Origin of the sequence: Paraburkholderia kirstenboschensis (assembly GCF_032806925.1) — a bacterium.
GTDB lineage: Bacteria > Pseudomonadota > Gammaproteobacteria > Burkholderiales > Burkholderiaceae > Paraburkholderia > Paraburkholderia kirstenboschensis.
Genome location: NZ_CP136511.1, coordinates 349,806 through 368,725, shown reverse-complemented (window position 1 = coordinate 368,725; position 18,920 = coordinate 349,806). Strand labels below are relative to the sequence as shown.

Annotated in this window: 14 protein-coding genes and 2 pseudogenes; 8 read left to right on the top strand and 8 right to left on the bottom strand. The window is 59.6% G+C overall.

Annotated elements, in window-relative coordinates; genetic code table 11:
* Positions 1-36: 36 nt before the first annotated feature.
* Together RW095_RS41145 and RW095_RS01820 are read left to right on the top strand one after the other, a co-directional pair.
* Positions 37-471, top strand: coding sequence for a DUF3331 domain-containing protein (locus tag RW095_RS41145; RefSeq protein ID WP_394365057.1), 435 nt, complete (start codon positions 37-39; stop codon positions 469-471).
* A gap of 463 nt (positions 472-934) precedes the next feature.
* Entirely contained in the window at positions 935-1,654 is a 720-nt protein-coding gene (locus RW095_RS01820) for an IS6 family transposase (protein ID WP_317016092.1), read from the top strand.
* A 91-nt stretch (positions 1,655-1,745) separates the two neighbouring features.
* Here the strand turns inward: RW095_RS01820 and RW095_RS01815 are convergent, their stop codons facing one another.
* Positions 1,746-2,570 carry an undecaprenyl-diphosphate phosphatase gene (locus RW095_RS01815; RefSeq protein ID WP_317016090.1) on the bottom strand — a complete coding sequence of 275 codons (825 nt, stop codon included), beginning with the start codon at positions 2,568-2,570 and terminating at the stop codon, positions 1,746-1,748.
* Positions 2,571-3,517: 947 nt separating this feature from the next.
* Here RW095_RS01815 and istA point away from each other — a divergent pair.
* The 6 genes from istA to RW095_RS41655 all read left to right on the top strand — a co-directional run bounded on the left by istA (position 3,518) and on the right by RW095_RS41655 (position 10,596).
* Positions 3,518-5,029, top strand: coding sequence for an IS21 family transposase (istA, locus tag RW095_RS01810; protein WP_449406531.1), 1,512 nt, complete (start codon positions 3,518-3,520; stop codon positions 5,027-5,029).
* A complete protein-coding gene (gene istB, locus RW095_RS01805; protein WP_317014949.1) occupies positions 5,026-5,859 on the top strand; it encodes an IS21-like element helper ATPase IstB in 834 nt (277 codons plus the stop codon). Before istA ends, istB begins: the two co-directional genes overlap by 4 nt.
* 349 nt (positions 5,860-6,208) lie before the next feature.
* Positions 6,209-6,901 (top strand): alpha/beta hydrolase family protein, encoded by a 693-nt coding sequence (locus tag RW095_RS01800; RefSeq protein WP_317016089.1) that lies wholly within the window; start codon positions 6,209-6,211, stop codon positions 6,899-6,901.
* 714 nt (positions 6,902-7,615) lie between these two features.
* Positions 7,616-8,005 carry a lecithin retinol acyltransferase family protein gene (locus RW095_RS01795; protein ID WP_394365028.1) on the top strand — a complete coding sequence of 130 codons (390 nt, stop codon included), beginning with the start codon at positions 7,616-7,618 and terminating at the stop codon, positions 8,003-8,005.
* 716 nt (positions 8,006-8,721) lie between these two features.
* Positions 8,722-9,867, top strand: coding sequence for a YncE family protein (locus RW095_RS01790; protein WP_317016088.1), 1,146 nt, complete (start codon positions 8,722-8,724; stop codon positions 9,865-9,867).
* A gap of 507 nt (positions 9,868-10,374) precedes the next feature.
* Positions 10,375-10,596 (top strand): GFA family protein, encoded by a 222-nt coding sequence (locus tag RW095_RS41655; RefSeq protein WP_449406536.1) that lies wholly within the window; start codon positions 10,375-10,377, stop codon positions 10,594-10,596.
* A 221-nt stretch (positions 10,597-10,817) separates the two neighbouring features.
* Here the strand turns inward: RW095_RS41655 and RW095_RS01785 are convergent, their stop codons facing one another.
* The 7 genes and pseudogenes from RW095_RS01785 to RW095_RS01760 all read right to left on the bottom strand — a co-directional run.
* Entirely contained in the window at positions 10,818-11,276 is a 459-nt protein-coding gene (locus tag RW095_RS01785; protein WP_317016693.1) for a hypothetical protein, read from the bottom strand.
* Complete coding sequence (locus RW095_RS01780) at positions 11,207-12,643, bottom strand: ATP-binding protein (RefSeq protein ID WP_317016087.1); 1,437 nt, start codon at positions 12,641-12,643, stop codon at positions 11,207-11,209. The genes RW095_RS01785 and RW095_RS01780 overlap by 70 nt, the downstream gene beginning before the upstream one ends.
* Positions 12,644-12,722: 79 nt before the next feature.
* The gene (locus RW095_RS41140) at positions 12,723-12,929 is read right to left on the bottom strand and encodes an SAM domain-containing protein (protein WP_394365027.1); all 207 of its coding nucleotides are present in this window, start codon (positions 12,927-12,929) and stop codon (positions 12,723-12,725) included.
* A gap of 577 nt (positions 12,930-13,506) precedes the next feature.
* Positions 13,507-14,926: pseudogene (locus RW095_RS01775) on the bottom strand (IS1182 family transposase).
* A 73-nt stretch (positions 14,927-14,999) separates the two neighbouring features.
* Entirely contained in the window at positions 15,000-16,160 is a 1,161-nt protein-coding gene (locus RW095_RS01770) for an IS30 family transposase (RefSeq protein WP_317016086.1), read from the bottom strand.
* 674 nt (positions 16,161-16,834) lie between these two features.
* Positions 16,835-18,061 carry a porin gene (locus tag RW095_RS01765; RefSeq protein ID WP_317016085.1) on the bottom strand — a complete coding sequence of 409 codons (1,227 nt, stop codon included), beginning with the start codon at positions 18,059-18,061 and terminating at the stop codon, positions 16,835-16,837.
* A gap of 152 nt (positions 18,062-18,213) precedes the next feature.
* Positions 18,214-18,429 (bottom strand): annotated as a pseudogene (locus RW095_RS01760) (hypothetical protein); the annotation flags it as partial.
* Between the last annotated feature and the right edge of the window lie 491 nt (positions 18,430-18,920).

Below are 18,920 nucleotides of genomic sequence, written 5' to 3'. Positions count from 1 at the left end.
ACGGCACCCTCCGATCAGTTCTAAACGAGTTTGATCATGCTTGCCGTTGACTCAAAAGCTTTGGCAGTAGCGGAAACCCGAAGAAAGGACGCGCGTTGGCAATACATCACAAGCGCTCTGCTGCATTGTCCGCGCAGCGGAGGCGTCAACGTGTCGGCGACCTGTTGCGAACGGCGCCCGGCAGCCGGATTGCAAGACGCATCTGTACGCCTGCTCGAATGTCCTTCCGATCGAACGGTACTAATCGAGTGGAGCAGTCCGACCGGCTGCCGCTATGGCGAACAACTATGGACGCGCGCCATCGCAACCTCTGCAGGCGTATGCGCGCTCAGTGGCAAGCCCGTGACTCGCGGAGACGCAGTCTTTCGGCCTCGACGCCCGCTGAACAGTGGGGGTAACGCACTCGCAATTATTCTTGCAACGGAAATCGACGAAGCGAAGAAAACGATGTCGGCGGATGAACCTGTTTGACCCCTCGAAAGACCGCGGATGTCTAGCCTTGTCTATTGGCTCCAGCCTTCTGAAGCTGCTCATCGAAACGCTGCGTAAGATGTCTTGAGGACAACGATAACCCAGGGCCAACGCTTGGCGAGAGCCGCTGCTCCGATAGGGGTGACGGCCCGCTACTGAGCAACCGCGCAGCGCAGAGGTCTCGTCCGCTCGGAGAACTTGCGTGTGTCAGTCTGGGACCACGCTTGGCTCGACAGTCATGATAGACGTAAGCGATCCATTATGGACGTCTACCCAACGCAACTATGAGCGAGGAGCATAGGTGTCCACCTACTTCGCCGACCTCACCGCCGAAGAGCATCGCACCAAGGCGATGGCGATGGTCGGCAGCTCGGTTGGCGTGGCGTTCGCGGTGGGGCTCTGTTGCAAATAGGGTCGGCGAATCGGTTAGAGTTGTCGGAGCAAAACGAACTGATGACCCGCGATGAGCAAGCTGAAGAGTCTGGAGGAGTTGTTGGGTGGACGCCATTTTGATCGGGAGATCATCATCCTGTGCGTTCGCTGCTATCTGCACTACAAGCTCAGCCTGCGCGATCTGGTGGAGATGATGGCCGAACGGCGATTATCGCTGGCTCACACGACGATCCTGCGCTGGGTGAGACGTTATACGCCGGAGTTCGTCAAACGCTGGAACCGCTTTGCTACGCCAGCTGGTCGCTCGTGGCGCGTCGACGAGACCTACCTGAAGATTCGCGGCAAATGGGTGTACCTGTACCGGGCGGTGGATCGGGCTGGCCAGACGGTGGACTTCATACTCAGGGCCGGGCGCGACGTGGCCGCGGCCAAAGCCTTTTTCAGCAAGGCTATCAGGCATCAGGGCCGGTCGCCGGAGACCATCACGCTCGATGGCTATGCAGCCTCGCACCGCGCGGTGCGCGAGATGAAGGCCGATGGTCTGCTGCCCGAAGACACGAAGGTCCGGTCCTCAAAATATCTGAACAACGTGATCGAACAGGACCATCGTCGCATCAAATCCAGAACCAACGTGATGCTTGGATTCAAGCGGTTCAGGAGCGCCGCGACCACAATTTCAGGTATCGAATTGACGCATCGCATTCGCAAGGGCCAGTTCGATCTCACGGAGCTCGGCCTCAAGAAGGCTACCGCGCCCGCCGTATGGAATGCAGTCCTGTCCGCTGGATAAGGTATCCTTCCGATAGGAAACGTCTCAACCCGCTTTCCTATTTGCACCAGAACCGTTGACCCGGTTCAGGGAGTGCTCCGACAGGGCCACTTCATTCGGCCCAGTCGACGAGACCCATATAGGCGGTAAGGAGCACAGCGATCCCGAAAGCAATCCTATACCATGCAAAGGGAACAAAGTTATGCGTTGCCACGTAGCGCAACAGCCAGCGCACACAGACCCACGCACTGACAAAGGAGAACACGAGCCCAACCGCGAAGAGCGGGACGTCGCTGAGCGACAGCACGCCGCGTTCCTTGTACAAGCTGTATGCGCCTGCGCCGATCAGGGTTGGGATAGCCAGGAAAAAGCTGAACTCCGTTGCGGTGCTGCGACTCAAGCCAAACAGCATGCCGCCAATAATGGTTGAGCCAGATCGGCTCACGCCTGGCACCAACGCCAGGCACTGCATCAACCCGACCTTGAGCGCGTCCAGCGGGGACATGTCATCAATCGCATGTACACGCGTTGCACTCACCGGCCGCCGCTCAGCCCAGAGAATGACGATTGCGCCGACGATAAATGACGTAGCGACGACCGTCGGGGCAAACAGGTGTGCCTTGACTGCCTTGCCGGCTAACAGACCAACGACTACTGCCGGTACAAAGGCTATAAGCACGTTGACCATGAAACGTCGGGCTCGCCCGTCGTCCTGGAGGCCGGCGGCAGTGTCGATGAGGCGACGCCAATAAACCAGAATGATTGCGACTATCGCGCCTGTCTGGATTGCGATGTCAAACACCTTGGCCTTTTCGCTCGTAAAATTCAGCAGCGAACCGGTGAGTATCAGATGGCCAGTCGACGATATCGGCAGAAACTCCGTCAGCCCTTCCACGACGCCCATGACTACAGCTTTGCTTAATAGGACAAGGTCCATGGATTCCTCAGCAACGGTGAGTTAAAAAGAGAGTCAAGGTAGAAGCGTGCGGGACCGTACAGTCAAAACGCGCTGTCACGCTATTGCAGGTCCTTCTTTCAGTAACTCGGCGCGCACCAGGCCGACGTGCCGATTTAGCCTCGAAACTGTGTCACTTTCAAGGCGGTCTACGGGGTTGTGATGCAAACAGAACTAGCGAGCGAGCAGCCGTTGTTTTGTCCGCCATCTCAACGAGCTGAAAGCACCGTCATTCAGAGAGCTGACGGATTGAACGATACGAACGGGCCCCCGCCCATCAGTATGACTGAGCTGAAGGTGAACCGTTGCATGCCGACGTCATTGACGTTCGCAAATTGGAAAATCGTAGGGACTTCCCATGCAAATCGGAGGATCCGTAATGAAGTATACGAATTGCGGGTGTTGATATGGCGAAGAACGTGATGCTGATTCATCGGATCGATCTAGACAGCCTCAGCTGAGGACGACGACGCGAGGAGAAAGTCCGCTGTCTGGGGCGGAGCCGAAGTTTGAGCGTCCGTTCGACCGCGCGGGCGAACGGCCGAAGATGGCCGGACCCAGAATCTTTTGCAGCCGGACATGCTCTTCCAGAGAGCCAGATAAATGAACTGCCCTTCGAGAACTTCCTTTGACGCTGATTGCAGTGTCGTAACAGCTCGCTGACAATGATGCAGGCGTGCAAATACGCAGATGTCTCAAAGCGGGGATCACGTCGCGGCCCACAGGTCGGGCTTGCGTGCCGCGCGTCAATCAAGATGAGAGGAGCGCGTCAGTCAGGATGAGAGAACGGGCATGGCGGCAGCGGGAACGGGCGTAGCCCGGAACCGCTGCCGCCATGCCGCGCCAGGAGGCGACCTTCACCGGGAGCTTTTTTGGTAGTCGCGGTAGATCGGGTATGAACAAACCTTCCATGCCATGGGAGGTGCGCCGTGCCCGGACGCCACGTCAACGACCACCAGATGAGGCTCTACATGAAGCACAGACTCAAGGAAGCGCCACCCGAGGCGGCTGCCCGGGCCGGGTTTAGCGTCGCCACCGCCTACCGCATCGAAGAGGATCCACGGTTGCCATCGCAGAAGAAGGCGCCGCGCGAGCGCCGGCGCGCGGATCCGTTGGCCGGGATTTTCGACGCGGAGATTGTTCCACTACTGACCTCCGCTCCAGGCATCCGGCCCGTTGCAGTATTGGAAGAGATGCTTCGGCGCCATCCGCAGCTCTCACGTGACGTGCGCCGCACACTGGAGCGGCGCATCCGCGTCTGGCGGGCACTGCATGGCGAGGAACGCGAGGTCATGTTTCGCCAGGTACATCAGCCCGGTCGGCTCGGGCTGTCCGATTTCACCGAGATGCAGGCTCTCGGCGTCACCGTGGCCGGCGCCGCGCTGGACCATCGCCTGTATCACTTCCGTCTGGCCTGCTCGGGCTTTGAACACGCTCACGTCATTCTCGGTGGCGAGAGTTATGTTGCCCTCGCCGAAGGGCTTCAGAACGCGCTCTGGGCACTTGGCGCAGCACCGCTCGAGCATCGCAGCGACAGTCTGTCGGCGGCGTTTCGCAATCTGGATCGCGATGCGCGCGACGATCTGACCACGCGTTACGAAGCCCTATGTGCTCACTACGGCATGCAGCCCACGTGCAACAACCGTGGAGTCGCACACGAGAACGGCGCCATTGAGAGTCCTCATGGTCACCTCAAGAGTGCGATCCGCGACGCGCTGCTGCTGCGCGGCAGCGTCGAGTTCATCGACCTTGCCGCTTATCGCTGCTTCATCGACGAGATCGTCAGCCGCATCAACGCGCGTAATGGCAAGCGCATCAAGGCGGAAGTGCCGTTCCTGCAGCTTCTGCCCAACACGCGCACCAGCGATTACGAGGAAACGCGTGTCTACATCACCTCCACCGGCGGTTTCGTATTGCGCAAGGTCTTCTATTCCGTTCCGTCGCGGCTGATCGGCCACCGGTTGCGGGTGCGGCTGTACGACGACCGGCTGGAACTGTTCCTGGGCGGCACGGCCCTGATGACGTTGCGGCGTGGCCGCCCAGGCACCAGCGGCAAGCATGGCCACGTCATTGACTACCGGCATGTCATTCACGCGCTGCGCCGCAAGCCGATGGCGCTGCTCAACCTTGTGTACCGCGACCAGCTGTTCCCGCGCGAGGCCTATCGGCTGACCTTCGATCGCCTGTGCGAGCAACTGTCCTCGCGCGCGGCGTGCAAGACCATGGTGGAGTTGCTGAGCCTGGCTCACGAGCGCGCCTGCGAGGCCGAGCTGGCCCATGCGCTCGAACAGAACCTGGCCGATGGTCGACTACCCGATCTGGACGAACTGCGCTCGCGTTTTGCTCCGGATCCGGCAGCTGTCCCACAAGTGCACGTACAACTGGCTTCGTTGCGCGACTACGAAGCCCTGCTTACCCTGGATCAGGAGATGACAGCATGAGCCACGATTTCGATGCTACCCGCCTGTCGCTGCTGCTCAACGATTTGCGGCTACCCGCTGTCAAACAGATCTGGCCAGCCTTCGCCGAGCGCGCCGACAAGGAGGGCTGGCCCGCGGCACGCCTGATCATGGCGCTGGCCGAACACGAGATTGCCGAACGCGATAGACGTCGTATTGAACGCCATCTGAAGGAGGCCCGGCTGCTACCGGGCAAGACGCTGGAGACCTTCGATTTCGATGCAGTGCCAATGATCTCCAAAGCACAGGTCTCGGCACTGTGTGCCGGCGATGGGTGGCTGCGCAACGGCGCCAACCTGATCATGGTCGGGACGCCTGGCGGCGGCAAGTCGCACCTGTCGTCGGCCATCGGACTGAGCCTGCTGGACAAAGGCTGGAAGGTCCTGTTCACCCGCACCTCCGACCTTGTGCAGCGGCTCCAGGTTGCACGTCGCGAGCTGGCGCTCGAAGCCGCCATCAACCGTCTGAACCGCTTCGACCTGCTCATTCTCGACGACTTTGCATACGTCACCAAGGATCAGGCCGAAACCTCCGTGTTATTCGAGCTGATCAGCGCCCGATACGAATGCCGATCCCTTCTTCTAACCGCCAACCAGCCGTTTGGTGACTGGAACAAGGTCTTCCCCGACCCCGCCATGACGCTGGCCGCGGTCGACCGGCTGGTCCATCATTCGACCATCTTCGAGATGAATGTCGAAAGCTACCGGCGGCGCACCGCCATGCAGCGCAAACAGCAGGGGCCAGGACGCCCTGCGCGCTATGCCACGCCAAACAATGTCGGCATGCCTGCGACTCCAGAGAACGAATCATGACACGCGTCGCCTGACGCACACTCTAATCCGACATTGCCCAGCGTCAATCAACGAACGCGCGTCAATCAACTTTAATCGCTTGTCAGCGTCAATCAACAACGGCATCATCAAGCTCGCCGCGACATTCTCATCCTGTTTGTCGCGCGCCTCTCATCCAGACTGTCGCGCCACAGGCTTGCGGTCGTCAACCGACACATCGCGACTGCGGCGCCGTTCACGATGGGCGCACGCTCCTATGGATCGGCCGGCAAACTCCATCTGCCCCTTGCCGGAGGCCGCCACAAACGCTCAACGATGCCTCATTGATGCAGAATCGGCGCAAAGGCCACAACGACACGACCTGAATACGATGGACGACCCAGAATCGCTTTCCCTGGCACTGCCCGACGGCACTGAGGTCTCTGCGCTCCTCCGAGTGCCGGAGGACGCGCGAGCCCTGTATGTCTTCGCGCACGGTGCCGGGGCGGGCATGCAGCACGCCGGCATGTCGTCATTGGCCGACGCGCTTGCGGCGGCCAATGTCGCCACATTGCGCTACCAGTTTCCGTACATGGAGCGGGGCTCCAAGCGGGTGGACTCGCCGGCCGTGGCACATGCTGCTGTGCAGGCAGCCGTCGCAGAGGCCCGCCGGCGGCTGCCAGCGCTGCCGCTCTTCGCGGGCGGCAGGTCGTTCGGCGGCCGCATGACGTCCCAGGCCCAAGCCATCTCCCCGCTCGACGGCGTGCGTGGCCTCGCTTTCGTCGCGTTCCCGCTGCACCCGGCGGGCGCGCCCGGCGTAGAGCGGGCACACCACCTGGCGGACGTCACGGTGCCGATTCTCTTCCTGCAGGGCACGCGCGACAAGCTGGCCGAGCTTCACCTGCTGAGGTCGGTCGTCGAGACGCTGGGGCCACGCGCCACGCTGCATCTGGTGGACGACGCAGATCATTCGTTCCACGTGCGCGCGTCCTCCGGCCGGACCGACGCGGAGATCGTGCTCGAGCTGGCACGGACGATGTCGGCGTGGTTCTTCACCGAAGGAGATTTCGTGCGCGTTACCTGAGCAAGCGCAGGAAGGCCTGTAGTAGAGTCGGGACAGCGAGCCGGCGAACTCGCCGTGCTGGACTCGCCCGCTCAATCCCTTCTCTATCCGCAGATGGTCTGTCGCATAGCGACGATAAGCGACGCCTGTCGCGTCGGCGACGTTTTTCCAGTGCCGAGAGATTGAATTTGTCAGATCCGCTTGCGGTGATCCGCCCCGGAATCGCGGAGGGCATCTGCTTTGATTTGGCCGGCGCCGATCCGTGAGTGACCGCTTAGGGATGCAGCCGGAACCAGACTGGCGGACCGTCGAACAACGCGCATTGGCCGGTCACTGCCCGACGCAGTCGCCCGAAACCGACCCTCACCGGTCATCGGCACCCTCACCGCCTCGACGACGGCTCTGTTGGGTGCAGCGGTCATTCATCCCATCAGGTCGGTCGACAAGTCATCGGCCAGCGCGAACGGACGCGCCTCACCGTTATTACCCGCGGGCGAGCAGAAGCAAAGTCGTGACCGCCTGCTCGCGTGCGAATTTGCTGCGTCCAGACCGCGTACAACCTTAGCGGACGCCGCGAGAAGCGGCTATGGCGCAGACATCTGGACATGCTGATCGCCTTTTCTCCGTTGGACAGGTGATCTGCGCCAACAAGGCTATCATCCATAATCAATCAATTATGGAAGTCAAAACAATATTTAATTATCGTGAATACATCTCCGGCTCTATGCTTGGCTCATGCAGGGTGCAGCTGGGAGTCGAATCATGGGACACGCCACTATCGCGTCGCGCACCAGTACGGCGATACAGATGCTTTGGCATCTTGGAGTTGGAAGCGAACCGGCTCTCGGCGCACATCTCGTGACACCTCGCGGCGCATACCGCCACCACGGCATCTATGCAGGCGAAGGCAGGGTAGTGCACTACGCTGGTCTTGCCCGGTCGTTGCATCGCGGACCTGTCGAGGAGGTGACGATGGCATGCTTCGCTGCCGGAAGCGAAGTGTGGATAAAGCCGGGAAATCGTCCAGGTTACGCCGGCCGGCAAGTTGTAGAACGGGCGCGCTCGCGCCTTGGCGAGAATCAATACAGGCTGCTGACCAATAATTGCGAGCACTTCTGTACGTGATGCCTCTATGGCGAAAGCCGCAGCGAGCAAGTGCGCGCGTGCGTGACGTATCCGTGTGCGGCAATGGGCGCAGCGGCCAGCCTGTTCAAGATGTCGCTCAACTGCTTTGCTAGGATGGTCAGCAACCGCGCGGGTGCGTTGCTCGATGTAAAGAGCGAGTGCGTCGGAGCTACCGCCAAAGAGCGCTTAATGGGTCAGATAATGTCCGGCCACGCGTAAGCGTGCCCATGTATGGCAATCAGTTCTGTCCGAGGTCCGGCAAGCATACGTAAACGTCGCGGCCGACGGTCTGCGTAAGCGAGCGCTCCTGTTTTGCCATGCCCGGAGCACGAGCCACCGAAGCGGGCCGGCACCCAGCATTCGATCTTCTCCAAAGCGGCCAATCGCGACCAAGGTGATATGCGAGCGTGCAAACGGCGCCCCTGCTGGATGACATAACGAGCGTGACCCTGCCGGGTTGCAAACAAAAAGTATCGACTGAGTCTACCAATTCGAAGGTCATCGCATAACTCGTTGAATTTGGGACGGAATAGTCCGAGTGACCCGCCAAACGGCACGCTTTTTTCCGGCGCAGCAAGATCACGTCTTCGACTTTACGCATTGCTCGTCGTATTGTGCTTGTGCAGGCCGCGTCCATTCGTGGCGTGGTCTCGCAACCTTGCAACCAAAAAGATCCCCGTTCCTCACCGAACATGTGGACCGATCCGGAGACAGCAATGAAAAGACAGCTTTGGTTCGCGTTAACGCTTGGCGCATCCGTTCTGCTCACCGCGTGCGGGGGAGGCTCGGACAACCTCACCTCCACTTCGCCGACCATCAAGACTGCCATCGCGGTACCCAATTCAGCCACCCCGCCGTTCAGTTTCGACATCAGCTACGCCGATAGTGGCAAGTACTACCTTGCTGACCGCAACAACGCGGCGGTAGACGTAGTCGACACGAAGAGCAACACGCTCATCGCGCAGATCAAGGGCAGTGGCCCCACCGCCTTCACCGGCTTTAATGCGAACACCGATGTGGCCGGCCCTGATGGACTCGTCGGCATCCCCGGCACAAACATCCTCTATGCCGGCGATGTCAACTCGATCAAGGTCATAGACGTCGCCCAGCAGAAAGTCGTCAGCACCATCGCAGTCCCACCACTCAACACGGCCCCGCACCGCGTCGACGAAGGCTGCTACGACCCGGACGACAACCTGGTGATGTTTTCGAGTCCGGGGGAGACGCCCCCGATTGCGACTTTCATTTCGACGAAGACAAACTCGATCGTCGCGACGTATAGGTTCACGACGTCGTCCGGCCTCGAGGCATGCGTGTACGACTCGAAGTCGAGGAGCTTCATCGTCAACAACGACGGCACGCCCACCAATCCGGCAGGTGAGGTGAACGTGATTGCCGCGAATACGGTGGTCGCAGGCGCACCGGCGGTGAGCAAAGTATTCCCGCTTGGCGCATGCGGGCCAACAGGACTCGAACTCGGTCCGAACAACGACATGCTGGTGGGCTGCGATCCGGCCGCCGGGAAGCCGCTTATCACGTTGATCCTCGATCGGACGACGGGGGCCACACTTGCGAGCATTCCATTCGGCGGAGTCGATCAGGTCGCGTACGACGCAGTGTCAAACCGCTATTTTCTCCCGGCTCGTCATGAGACCGCGACCGGCATCGCGGCTGCCTCCGGCTTCACGCCGATACTCGGCACAGTCGACGCGTCGACGCGCACACTCATCGACAAGCTGGCGGTCGGCAACGGTGTACATTCGGTCGCGGTGGATGGCGCCTCGGGTCAGGTGTACGTGCCCTTCCAGCCAGGAGTCGCGGCTTTCCCGAATGGCGGGATTCATGTCATTACTACGCATTGAGGGCGTATGAACCGCTGCCGGCGTGGAGGTTGCTGCACGATCCTCGCCGGTAGCGCTCCTTGAAGCCTGGGGCTTCAAGGAGCGCGTTTCCGCTGCGCAAGAATGCATTGGGGTTGTCTGCTCCTCGCCGACTGGGAAGGTCGAGACCGACCGTCGACCCATAAAGCGGCCCGTCACCGCGTCGAACGGCAAGACATCATTCGCCGACATCGTCTTGCTGCCACGAGCGGCTGTTATGGCCGGCAAAGGAGCGTTCGTCTTTGACAGTTAGATGACCGGTTACGGGGCCGAGCCGACGCCTGACCGTCCGACCGACCACGAGTGTGAGCGGCGGCTTGTGGCCGAGGCCGGTCCGACGCAGACCTCGATCGATCGCTGATCGCAGCAGGTATGCGAAAGGAATAAACCGCCCCTTTGAAGCCCTTCGACCCAGCGAGAAATCAAGGGCAGCTTCCGAGGTACAACTGCCATTTGGTTGGTCACGCGGGACGGCGAGTGATCGTCCTTATGGAAAGGTTCGCAAAATGCAATGTCGACCCGGTTGCTACGTTGAACTGTCACTGTTGGGATTGCCAAAAGGCGAGTGGTGCTACCTATGCGTCGACCGTGGCTGGGCGGTGCGCAATGCCGCGGTGCCAGATACGCGGAAAGCCGCGTCACCACAGAATCGTTGATGCCGCTGGCAAGGCGGTCGATCGCGGCTTTTCCCGGCCCGCGGCAGCCAAGTGACGATGAAATTGGAACGGCTGCGGAATACACTCGGGTTACAGGCGGCAAGCTTGGACTACCCTTCGATTGATCGGTCACCGATGGTCGTGTTCACCTCTAGCGCGCAGCCCTGGGATCACGTGGATCCCTCCGGCCAGAAACATCTGCATGATCCGCCGTTCTGATCTTCAATCCTTTCGACGTAACGGTTCGCGGCGAACGGTGCGAAGTGAAATGAGGTTCTACCAGGCCATGGTTTTTATGCCCATTTCCCGGCAAAGCGAGGTGGCGTCTGCTGCATGTTGCTCGGCCAATGCTTCATTTCCGACCATCTTTTGCAGCCGAGAAAGTCCATTTAGGCACCGTGCCTGCAATGGACGCATTCCAAGCTCCTGGGCGAGCGTCAACGCCGTGCGATAGTAATTGTGGGCGTCCTCAATTTTGGATGCGGTAGCGCTGCCATCCAGGACAAGATTCGCCAACAGGCACCAAGCCCAGGCTTCATTGCCTCGTTCGCCGCACGCGCGAGCAACATCAATGGCGTCTCGCGCATGAGTCAGGGCTTCATCTTGTCGACGAGCGAACTGGCACACTCGACCAAAGTTCGAGAGCACCATCGACTGGCCGAACATCAGGCGACTTGCTGACGCCTCACGAACGGCCTCTTCCAGTAGAAGCAGTGCCTCATCGGTCCGGCCCAGCGAGGCATACGCCGCTCCAAGACAAGAAGCAATTCGGGAAACGTAGACTGAAATTCAGCGCTCCTGCACATGGCCAGCGCTGGCTCAAGTACCTCGACAGCAAATTCCGGATTACCCCGAATAATGCGCATCCGTCCGACACCGAAGCCAGCAAAGATCATTTCCTCCGGATCATTCATCCCTCGGGCGATATCGGTCGCCTCTTGTCCGAGGACGGCCGCTTCGTCGAACCGGCCGAGTTCGGCATGGCACAACGCCAGCCAGACACGGGCGCTGACTCGCGCGAACGTCAGGTAAGTCGCATCGTGTGCGCCGTTGCCTTCATGCAGAAGATCCAGCGCCTGTCGAGCATGTCCCACCGCGCGTTCATAGTCTCCGCGTCCATACCGTGACCTAGCCAGCATCATGTTGACCCGAGCCTTCACATCGTCATCGTTTCGCTGCTCCGCCAACGTAAGCGCGCGTTCGCCCGCATCGACGGCGCCTGCCAGGTCACCTAACGATCCGAGCGTGTAAGTCAACCTTGAAAGTACGCGCGATAGGCGCACCTCGTCGCCGAGTCCTTCGGCAAGATGTTTCGCACTCTCCAGATTAGCCCGGTCACGTGCCAATTCTCCGAGCGGATAAAGCGAGTGGTGAAGATCCCATCGGATGTCGATCACTTCACCGAGTGTGTCCGACGACGACGGCAGGGCTGCGTAGGCCATCAAAGATTTCTCGAACAAGACCGACGCCTCGCGATGCGCCGCGCGGTTTGCAGTATTGTGACCGGCGCGCCGCCACAGCCGGGCTGCCTTCTCCATCAATCCAGCCTGGGCGCAATGTTCGGCCAGGATTTCCGGTTGTTGCTGCACGAGGTCGGAAGAACGATTCTCGAGTTCCATTGCGATGCGGGCATGCAACTGCCGTCGCCTGTCCCGCAGCAGGGAGCTGTACGCGGCGTCTTGCACCAGGGCGTGCTTGAAGGTGTATTCCGCATCCGGTGGTGCCCCGTGCCGGAAAACCAACTCGGCACTGACGAGATAATCCAATGCCTCGTCCAGGCGCTCTTTGGGCATCGACGCGACCGCGCTGATCAGCTCATAAGAAAATCGCCGGCCGATTGCAGCGGCGATTTGTGCTACATCCCGCGCCGGGGCCAGGCGATCGAGACGCGCCATCAGCGAAGCGTGCAGCGTCATCGGGATCGCCAGTAGTGGCAGCGGACCATCGAGGACGTAGCGCCCCTTCTGCTCGCGCAGCAGGCCGCTCTCGAGCACGGTCTTGGTCAGTTCTTCGACAAATAGCGGTATTCCATCCGTATGCTCGATGATCCGGTCTGTAGCCTCTTTCGGCAGTGCCTTGCCAAGGGTCACCCGCTCGATCATCTCGGCTCGTTGCCGAGGGTGCAGACGATTGAGAGTAAGGAGCATTACCTCTGGGCGGCCGATCCACGGAGGTGTGAACTCAGGCCGGAAGGTGACAATCAGCAGGACAGGCAGGGTTGCCATACGCGCGCAGCATTTTGCGGCGGTGCCCAAGCAAGACGCCAAGATCCTTGAGATCCTGGTCCGTGAGATCGCGAACGACCGAGCGATCTATACCATTCTCGGCAAAGAGCTGGACATACTCGGACAAGCCGAGTGATGCTAACCACTCTGCAATGCTTCCCACCGCTTATCTCCTGAAGGCGGCTGCCTCATGCAATGGTAGGTAAAATATTTGTTCCGCGCTTGTCGACAATCAGCGCGGCGGCCGGCTGCAACCAGAAAGGGTTGATTCCAGTCGTTGTGCGGTGCTGCTAACGTATGATTTATTCCGCTTCCTGACGGCACGCGAACTGGGCTGTGAGATTGTTGCTTGCCCGTGGATCCGGGTCCAAACCTGCGTGTCAGGTCTTCCCGCGGAGGCTGAGGCGCGGGACCTCCGGGCTGGGTCGCAAGTTCGCGTCTGCCCGGGCGCTCGACCGTGTCCCACGCGAAGGTCCGTTATCTGACCGGAACGGTCCTCTGAATGGCCGTGTAAGGACGAGGGCGAACGACTGCAGTTGGCCGCACTCTGCCTGCCAGTGATCGGCAGCACGCGACCCAGGGTGTGTGGAAACCCGATGGCACTACAATGCGACGCGTGACTGCTGACCCCAGCGGTACGTTTGACCGCCTTTGCGACTATCAGGGCGCCGACGAGAGGGTGTACCCCTCTGATACGTTCTGACGAGTTTAAGGGCTTGGGTTCAGGACTTACGGGGTGCTCATGCACCCACCAACCGCATCGCCTTCATCGTCTTCTTGAAGCCCAGGATTCTCAGCACTCGAGTGAGATTGTAGGCGAGTACGTTCAAACTCATCTCGGTCCCCACGTTGGGCAGCATGCGCGTCAGGAAGTGCGTGTAACCCATCCAGTGCTTGAACGTTCCGAAGACATGTTCGACGGTTCGCCTGCGCACGGTCATCGCATCAGGCGTCTTGTCCAGCCGACGTTGAACTGCTTCCAGCACCGACTCATGCTCCCATCGACTTATCCGTCGTTGGCCGCTGGGCGTGCACTGTGACTTTATTTTGCATTGCGAACAGGCGCTGCTCCAGTATCGGTGTAGCTGCATCCCGTGTTCCTCGCTGGTGTAACGGTAAATTGCCCGTTCTCCAGCTGGACATTGGTATTCGTCGTCCCGCGCAATGTAGATGAAGTCTGCCTTGTCAAATCGGCCATGGTATTTCGCACCTGATGTTGTCGGCTTCGGCAGCATGACCGAACTGAGGCCCACTGTAGTAGCCACGATCGGCGACGGCCCGCAGTCTGGTCTTACCCATTGCGTCGCGCGCAGCTTTTGCCATGGGGCTAAGCTGCGCCCGATCACTGCCAGAGTTTGTGACCTCGTGAGCCACGACGAGGTGGTGTTTGGCGTCAACGGCCACCTGCACGTTGTAGCCCACCATTCCCGAGCCTATGCCGCTCGTCGCCATGGAGCGCGCGTCGGGATCAGTCATCGAGAGTTGGCCATCAGGCTGCGTCTTGAGTTGCTGCTTGATCTGATCGAGGTTTCGCATCTGCTCGCGTAAGCGCGCGATCTTGTCCTGCAATCGGGTCGTCTTCGCTTCCAGCTCAGCGGGTTGCGTACGATCGGCAGTCTCCAGCGCGTTCAGATATCGCTGGATACTCCCCTCGATCTGCTTCTGGCGCTTGTCGACCTTACCCTCGGTGAAGTTGCGATCGCGCGTATTGACTGCCTTGAACTTGCTGCCGTCAATGGCGACCAGCGCTTGCGAGAACAGCTTCAGCTCACGGCACAGCATCACGAAGCGGCGACACACGTTGCGAATGCCGACGCCGTTGTCACGACGAAAGTCAGCTATGGTCTTGAAGTCCGGCGCCAGGCGGCCCGTCAGCCACATCAACTCAACATTGCGCTGGCATTCGCGCTCAAGACGCCGACTCGATTGCACCCGGTTCAGGTAGCCGTAGATATAGATCTTCAGCAGCACTGCTGGATGATAGGACGGGCGACCTGTAGTCGACGGCATTGCTCCATCGAAGCCCAGTGATGCAAGATCAAGCTCTTCTACAAACGCCTCGATAATCCTGACCGGGTTGTCCTCTGCGACGAAGTCATCGAGACACTCCGGAAGCAGCGTCACCTGCTTGCGATCTTCACCTTCTATAAATCGCTTCATCCGGTCACCCATGCTGAATGAGTTGATCCAGTGTAGGCGATCGGCGTGTTTTCACACAAGCTCGACGGGGGATTCAACCGGTCGATGCAACGATTTGGTTAAATCGCTCAGCTGGCGTATCGAAGTTGAGTGTTTTTCGGGGACGTTCGTTGAGCCGCCTGGCTACGGCATCCAGCCTGGTCTGTGAGTAGGCAGATAGATCAGTACCCTTAGGGAAGTATTGCCTCAGAAGCCCATTCGTGTTTTCGTTCGAACCGCGTTGCCAGGGATGCTGTGGGTCGCAGGAATAGACCTCAATGTCGGTCGCGACAGTAAAGCGGTTGTGGTCGGCCATTTCCGAACCCCTGTCCCACGTCAGCGATTTATATAGTTCCCGAGGTAACTTGCTGGCGTGTCGTATCAGCGCGTCAACCACAGCCTCAGAATCCTTGCTGGCGACTTTTACCAGCATCACGAATCGACTTTGACGTTCGACGAGAGTTGCAATCTGGCTCGTAGCGTTGCCATACAGCAAGTCACCTTCCCAGTGCCCGGGTATTGCGCGATCCTCCGCCGTAGCGGGGCGTTCACTGATCGATACGGCGTCGCGAATGTTCGTGCGTCCCTCAGTTTTCAGTGTGTGATGACGGGACCGGCGCATGGTTCGAGAGCGTCGCAAGTGCTCAAGCAATTCCTTTTTCAGGGCACCACGAGCTTGAATATAGAGGCTCCGATAGATTGTCTCGTGCGACACCAGGTAGTCCTTGTTGACCGCATAAGCATGTCTGAGCCAACCTGCAATCTGCTCAGGGGACCACTGCAGCTTCAGCTTTGCAGCGACAACTCGCGCCAGCGTCTGGTTTTGCACCAATTTGCAAACCTTCGGCCGACGTGCCCTCTCCCAGGCGATCACATCCGCCTGGCTTGCTCGATAGCCCTGGCTGCCCCCGTTGCGCTGCAACTCGCGACTTATAGTGGACGCAGCCCGTCCCAGCCTGGCTGCTATCGCCCGAATCGATAATCCGGACACCAGGGAGCGGGATATCTCCTCGCGCTCCGCGAGCGTCAATGCCCGTGGCGCGCGGTGCCTTTGCAGCGGCTGGATGCCGCCGGTCTCCGATAGTATCCGCTGAATCGAAGAATGGCCTCGATCGAACAGTTTGGCAATCTGATGAATCGTATCGCCCTTGCGCCATCGGTCCCACATCAGCGCCTTCTGGGTCTCGGAATAGTAAATTCTCGGTCGCTGCTTCATTTGCAATACCTCCGCTGCTCTCAGATTCTAGGTGTTGCATCGACCGGTTGAATCCGCCGCCGAGTGCTGCCCGATATGGTCGGCCGAACCCGACCCGCAACTGCCCTCCACCCTTAGATATCGAACGTCCATTTCTCGGCGTGCTGCGGACGTTCGCTGATCGCGGGCAGAATGACCACCAACGTCGCGCAAATTCGCCTCCGGCAATGTTGATGATCACCTTGGGCCTTCGTTGATCATACGATTGGCCTGAGTCCAAAACGGGGCATCCCCCTACTCATCCCTTTTCCAGCTGTGGGCCGCCGTTCCCGAGAACATTTATTTCGCGACACGGGAGCCAAAACGTCAGTGTTGTGATCGTCTGGGCACGAACGGCACGTCGGCATCCCCAAAAAAACCCGCCACAATGGGCGGGCAAACTGTTTCCCGGAGAACGCCTCTGAGTGACAGGACTACCGGCGCCGTTTTCAGGCCTCTCGCGCCCGAATAACGCACTTGATGTAGTTTGTTGTCACCCCTTCAATACGCGGCTCGCCCCAGGGAAGCGAATGCTTCGCTCCCATGAGTCGAGTCCCAAAGTTGCAAATATCAATCATCGTCGGTTGAAGAATGCTCCTTCTTGCCGCACGCGGGTCGCGACAAGATCTGCCGTCACTCAACCGTTCGATCAGGCCTTAGAAGCGCGTGCGGATGCCGGCACCCACCACCACCTGGTTCTTCGTTGCCGCAATGCCGCCGATATAGGAGCTTGCGCCTTCAAATGCAGCCAGGCCCGAACCCGCCTGTGCCGACAGACCGCCGCTCAGGTGTGACCAGTTGGCGACCGCGTACAGGTCCGTGCGAGTCGACAGGTTGTAATCCGACAACAGGCTGACCTGATTCCACTTCGGCGATGCCGAGTTCTGAGCGTTGCTGAACTTGCCATCGGTGTAGGTGTAAGCCGCGCCCAAGGTCCATGCCGGGGTAACGTTGTAATGCGCGTTCACTTCGTAGTTCGTGAAATGAACATATGCGGAGTTCGCAAGCGACAAAGCCGCGGTGCCACTGGTGAAACCGGTTGCATTGTCCAGCTTGCTGTCCGTGATCACAAAACCAACTTTCGCCGGGCCGAACGTGTAGTTCAAGCCGCCGCCGAAGATACGCTGACGTCCGGCGGTGAGGGCCGCATCAGCGCTGGTGCTGGCGGCGCTGCTATCAACGGCGCCACCGGTGTTCGTGACTACCCCTAGGCCCGCGGCGTTGTTGGTCAAGCTGTTGTTGACTTGCGTGTAGCCCAACGTCGCCAGAATCGGGCCGTTGTAGTACATGGCGCCGAAACTGTATGCACGGTTGTTCCCGAAGCCGCCGGCCTGGTTCGAGAAGCCAAACAAGCCTCCGAAGGTCAGGCCCGAGTAATTCGCGCTCTGGTATTTCACCGCGTTGTTGACGCGGAACGTACCCATCATGTTGTCGTTGTCCAGCGCGTGCGCGAAGACATTGCCGCCTGCGCCATTGAAGTTTTCCATCGACACACGGCCAACCCAGTCGTACACGAATTCGTTCTGACGACCCACCGTCAGCGTGCCGAGCTGGTTGCTCGACAGGCCGACATAGGCGTTACGGCCGAATTCACGGCCACCCTGGCCAAGCTTGCCGTTGCTCAGCGTGAAGCCGTTTTCCAGGACGAACAGTGCCTTCAGGCCGCCACCCAGATCTTCGGCGCCTCTCAGGCCCCAACGGCTGCTTTGCATCATGGCGTTGCTCAAGGCGACATTGCTGTGGCCTGTGTTGCCGACGCGGGTGTTGTTGGTATAGCTGATGCCGGCATCCAGCAGGCCGTACAGGGTCACGCTGCTTTGCGCGTGTGCTGCGGTCGTGCCGAGTGTTGCGAGCATCGTGGAAAATAATACTTTGTACTTCATCAAAACTCTCCGTGACTGAATGTTCCTCGCAAACACGGCGGCGTCAGCGAGAGACCGGAGTCTAGCCTTGCAAACAGCAGCATTTTTCGCAAATCTGCATTTCGTAGTTTTCATGCATATATGTCAAAAGTGTAACCTTCGGGTCACGGGACTTACTTCAAAGAGCGGTATCGGGACAACTTGATGAGCAGAGACTTCACGCGGCGACTCTGCTGAGCCGGTTGATCGTCCTTCACCGGGTCGCCGTCCCTGACGGCCATGCCTTCCAGTAACGACTTGATCTTCTCGGAGCCATTGATACGGCGCCAGATTTTCTCTGCTTCCTCAATGGACCTGAATGCCAGACCGAGGGAGGTAGGTCGCAACACGGGGTAAGCACACCAAGCTCAAAATGCAGGCGGCGAAGTCGAGGCGCAGCGTATCGGACGTGCTGCGCGAGTTTGTTGCTCAATTGATCGATTGAACATTTGGGCAAAAGAAGCGGCCCCGCCGAGGGGGTCGCGCTGCGCTAGCTTTGCCTGGCCTCGCTGGCGCTCAACGTCATTTGCTCGGTGGTGGCCAGCGTATCGGCACCACTTTAAACAGCGCACGTCAGGCAAATCGTCCTGGCCCGACGACCGCACGGCGTGAAAAGCGGACGTCCATGAACGCGAAAAAACGCCAAGGGCGTGAAGGTCTGAGCGGAACCATCGGGAGCCGACAGCGGAGGTGTCGACACGAAACTGGCCCGCTGTCGGGCATTGCCTCGATAGCGAGCCCGTCTTTGTATGGAAGCGCGCAGGTGCTGCGCGCTCAGACTGCGATGCCGACCTGACCCGGTTTCTCCGCGGTACTTCCGCTCTCATTGCTTTTTCACTCG

Excerpts from the sequence above, each read along its gene's own strand:
- RW095_RS41145 (WP_394365057.1), top strand. The coding sequence starts at position 37 with ATGCTTGCCGTTGACTCAAAAGCTTTGGCAGTAGCGGAAACCCGAAGA.
- RW095_RS01820 (WP_317016092.1), top strand. The coding sequence starts at position 935 with ATGAGCAAGCTGAAGAGTCTGGAGGAGTTGTTGGGTGGACGCCATTTT.
- RW095_RS01815 (WP_317016090.1), bottom strand. The coding sequence starts at position 2,570 with ATGGACCTTGTCCTATTAAGCAAAGCTGTAGTCATGGGCGTCGTGGAA.
- istB (WP_317014949.1), top strand. The coding sequence starts at position 5,026 with ATGAGCCACGATTTCGATGCTACCCGCCTGTCGCTGCTGCTCAACGAT.
- RW095_RS01800 (WP_317016089.1), top strand. The coding sequence starts at position 6,209 with ATGGACGACCCAGAATCGCTTTCCCTGGCACTGCCCGACGGCACTGAG.
- RW095_RS01795 (WP_394365028.1), top strand. The coding sequence starts at position 7,616 with ATGCAGGGTGCAGCTGGGAGTCGAATCATGGGACACGCCACTATCGCG.
- RW095_RS01790 (WP_317016088.1), top strand. The coding sequence starts at position 8,722 with ATGAAAAGACAGCTTTGGTTCGCGTTAACGCTTGGCGCATCCGTTCTG.
- RW095_RS41655 (WP_449406536.1), top strand. The coding sequence starts at position 10,375 with ATGGAAAGGTTCGCAAAATGCAATGTCGACCCGGTTGCTACGTTGAAC.
- RW095_RS01780 (WP_317016087.1), bottom strand. The coding sequence starts at position 12,643 with ATGATCGAGCGGGTGACCCTTGGCAAGGCACTGCCGAAAGAGGCTACA.
- RW095_RS01770 (WP_317016086.1), bottom strand. The coding sequence starts at position 16,160 with ATGAAGCAGCGACCGAGAATTTACTATTCCGAGACCCAGAAGGCGCTG.
- RW095_RS01765 (WP_317016085.1), bottom strand. The coding sequence starts at position 18,061 with ATGAAGTACAAAGTATTATTTTCCACGATGCTCGCAACACTCGGCACG.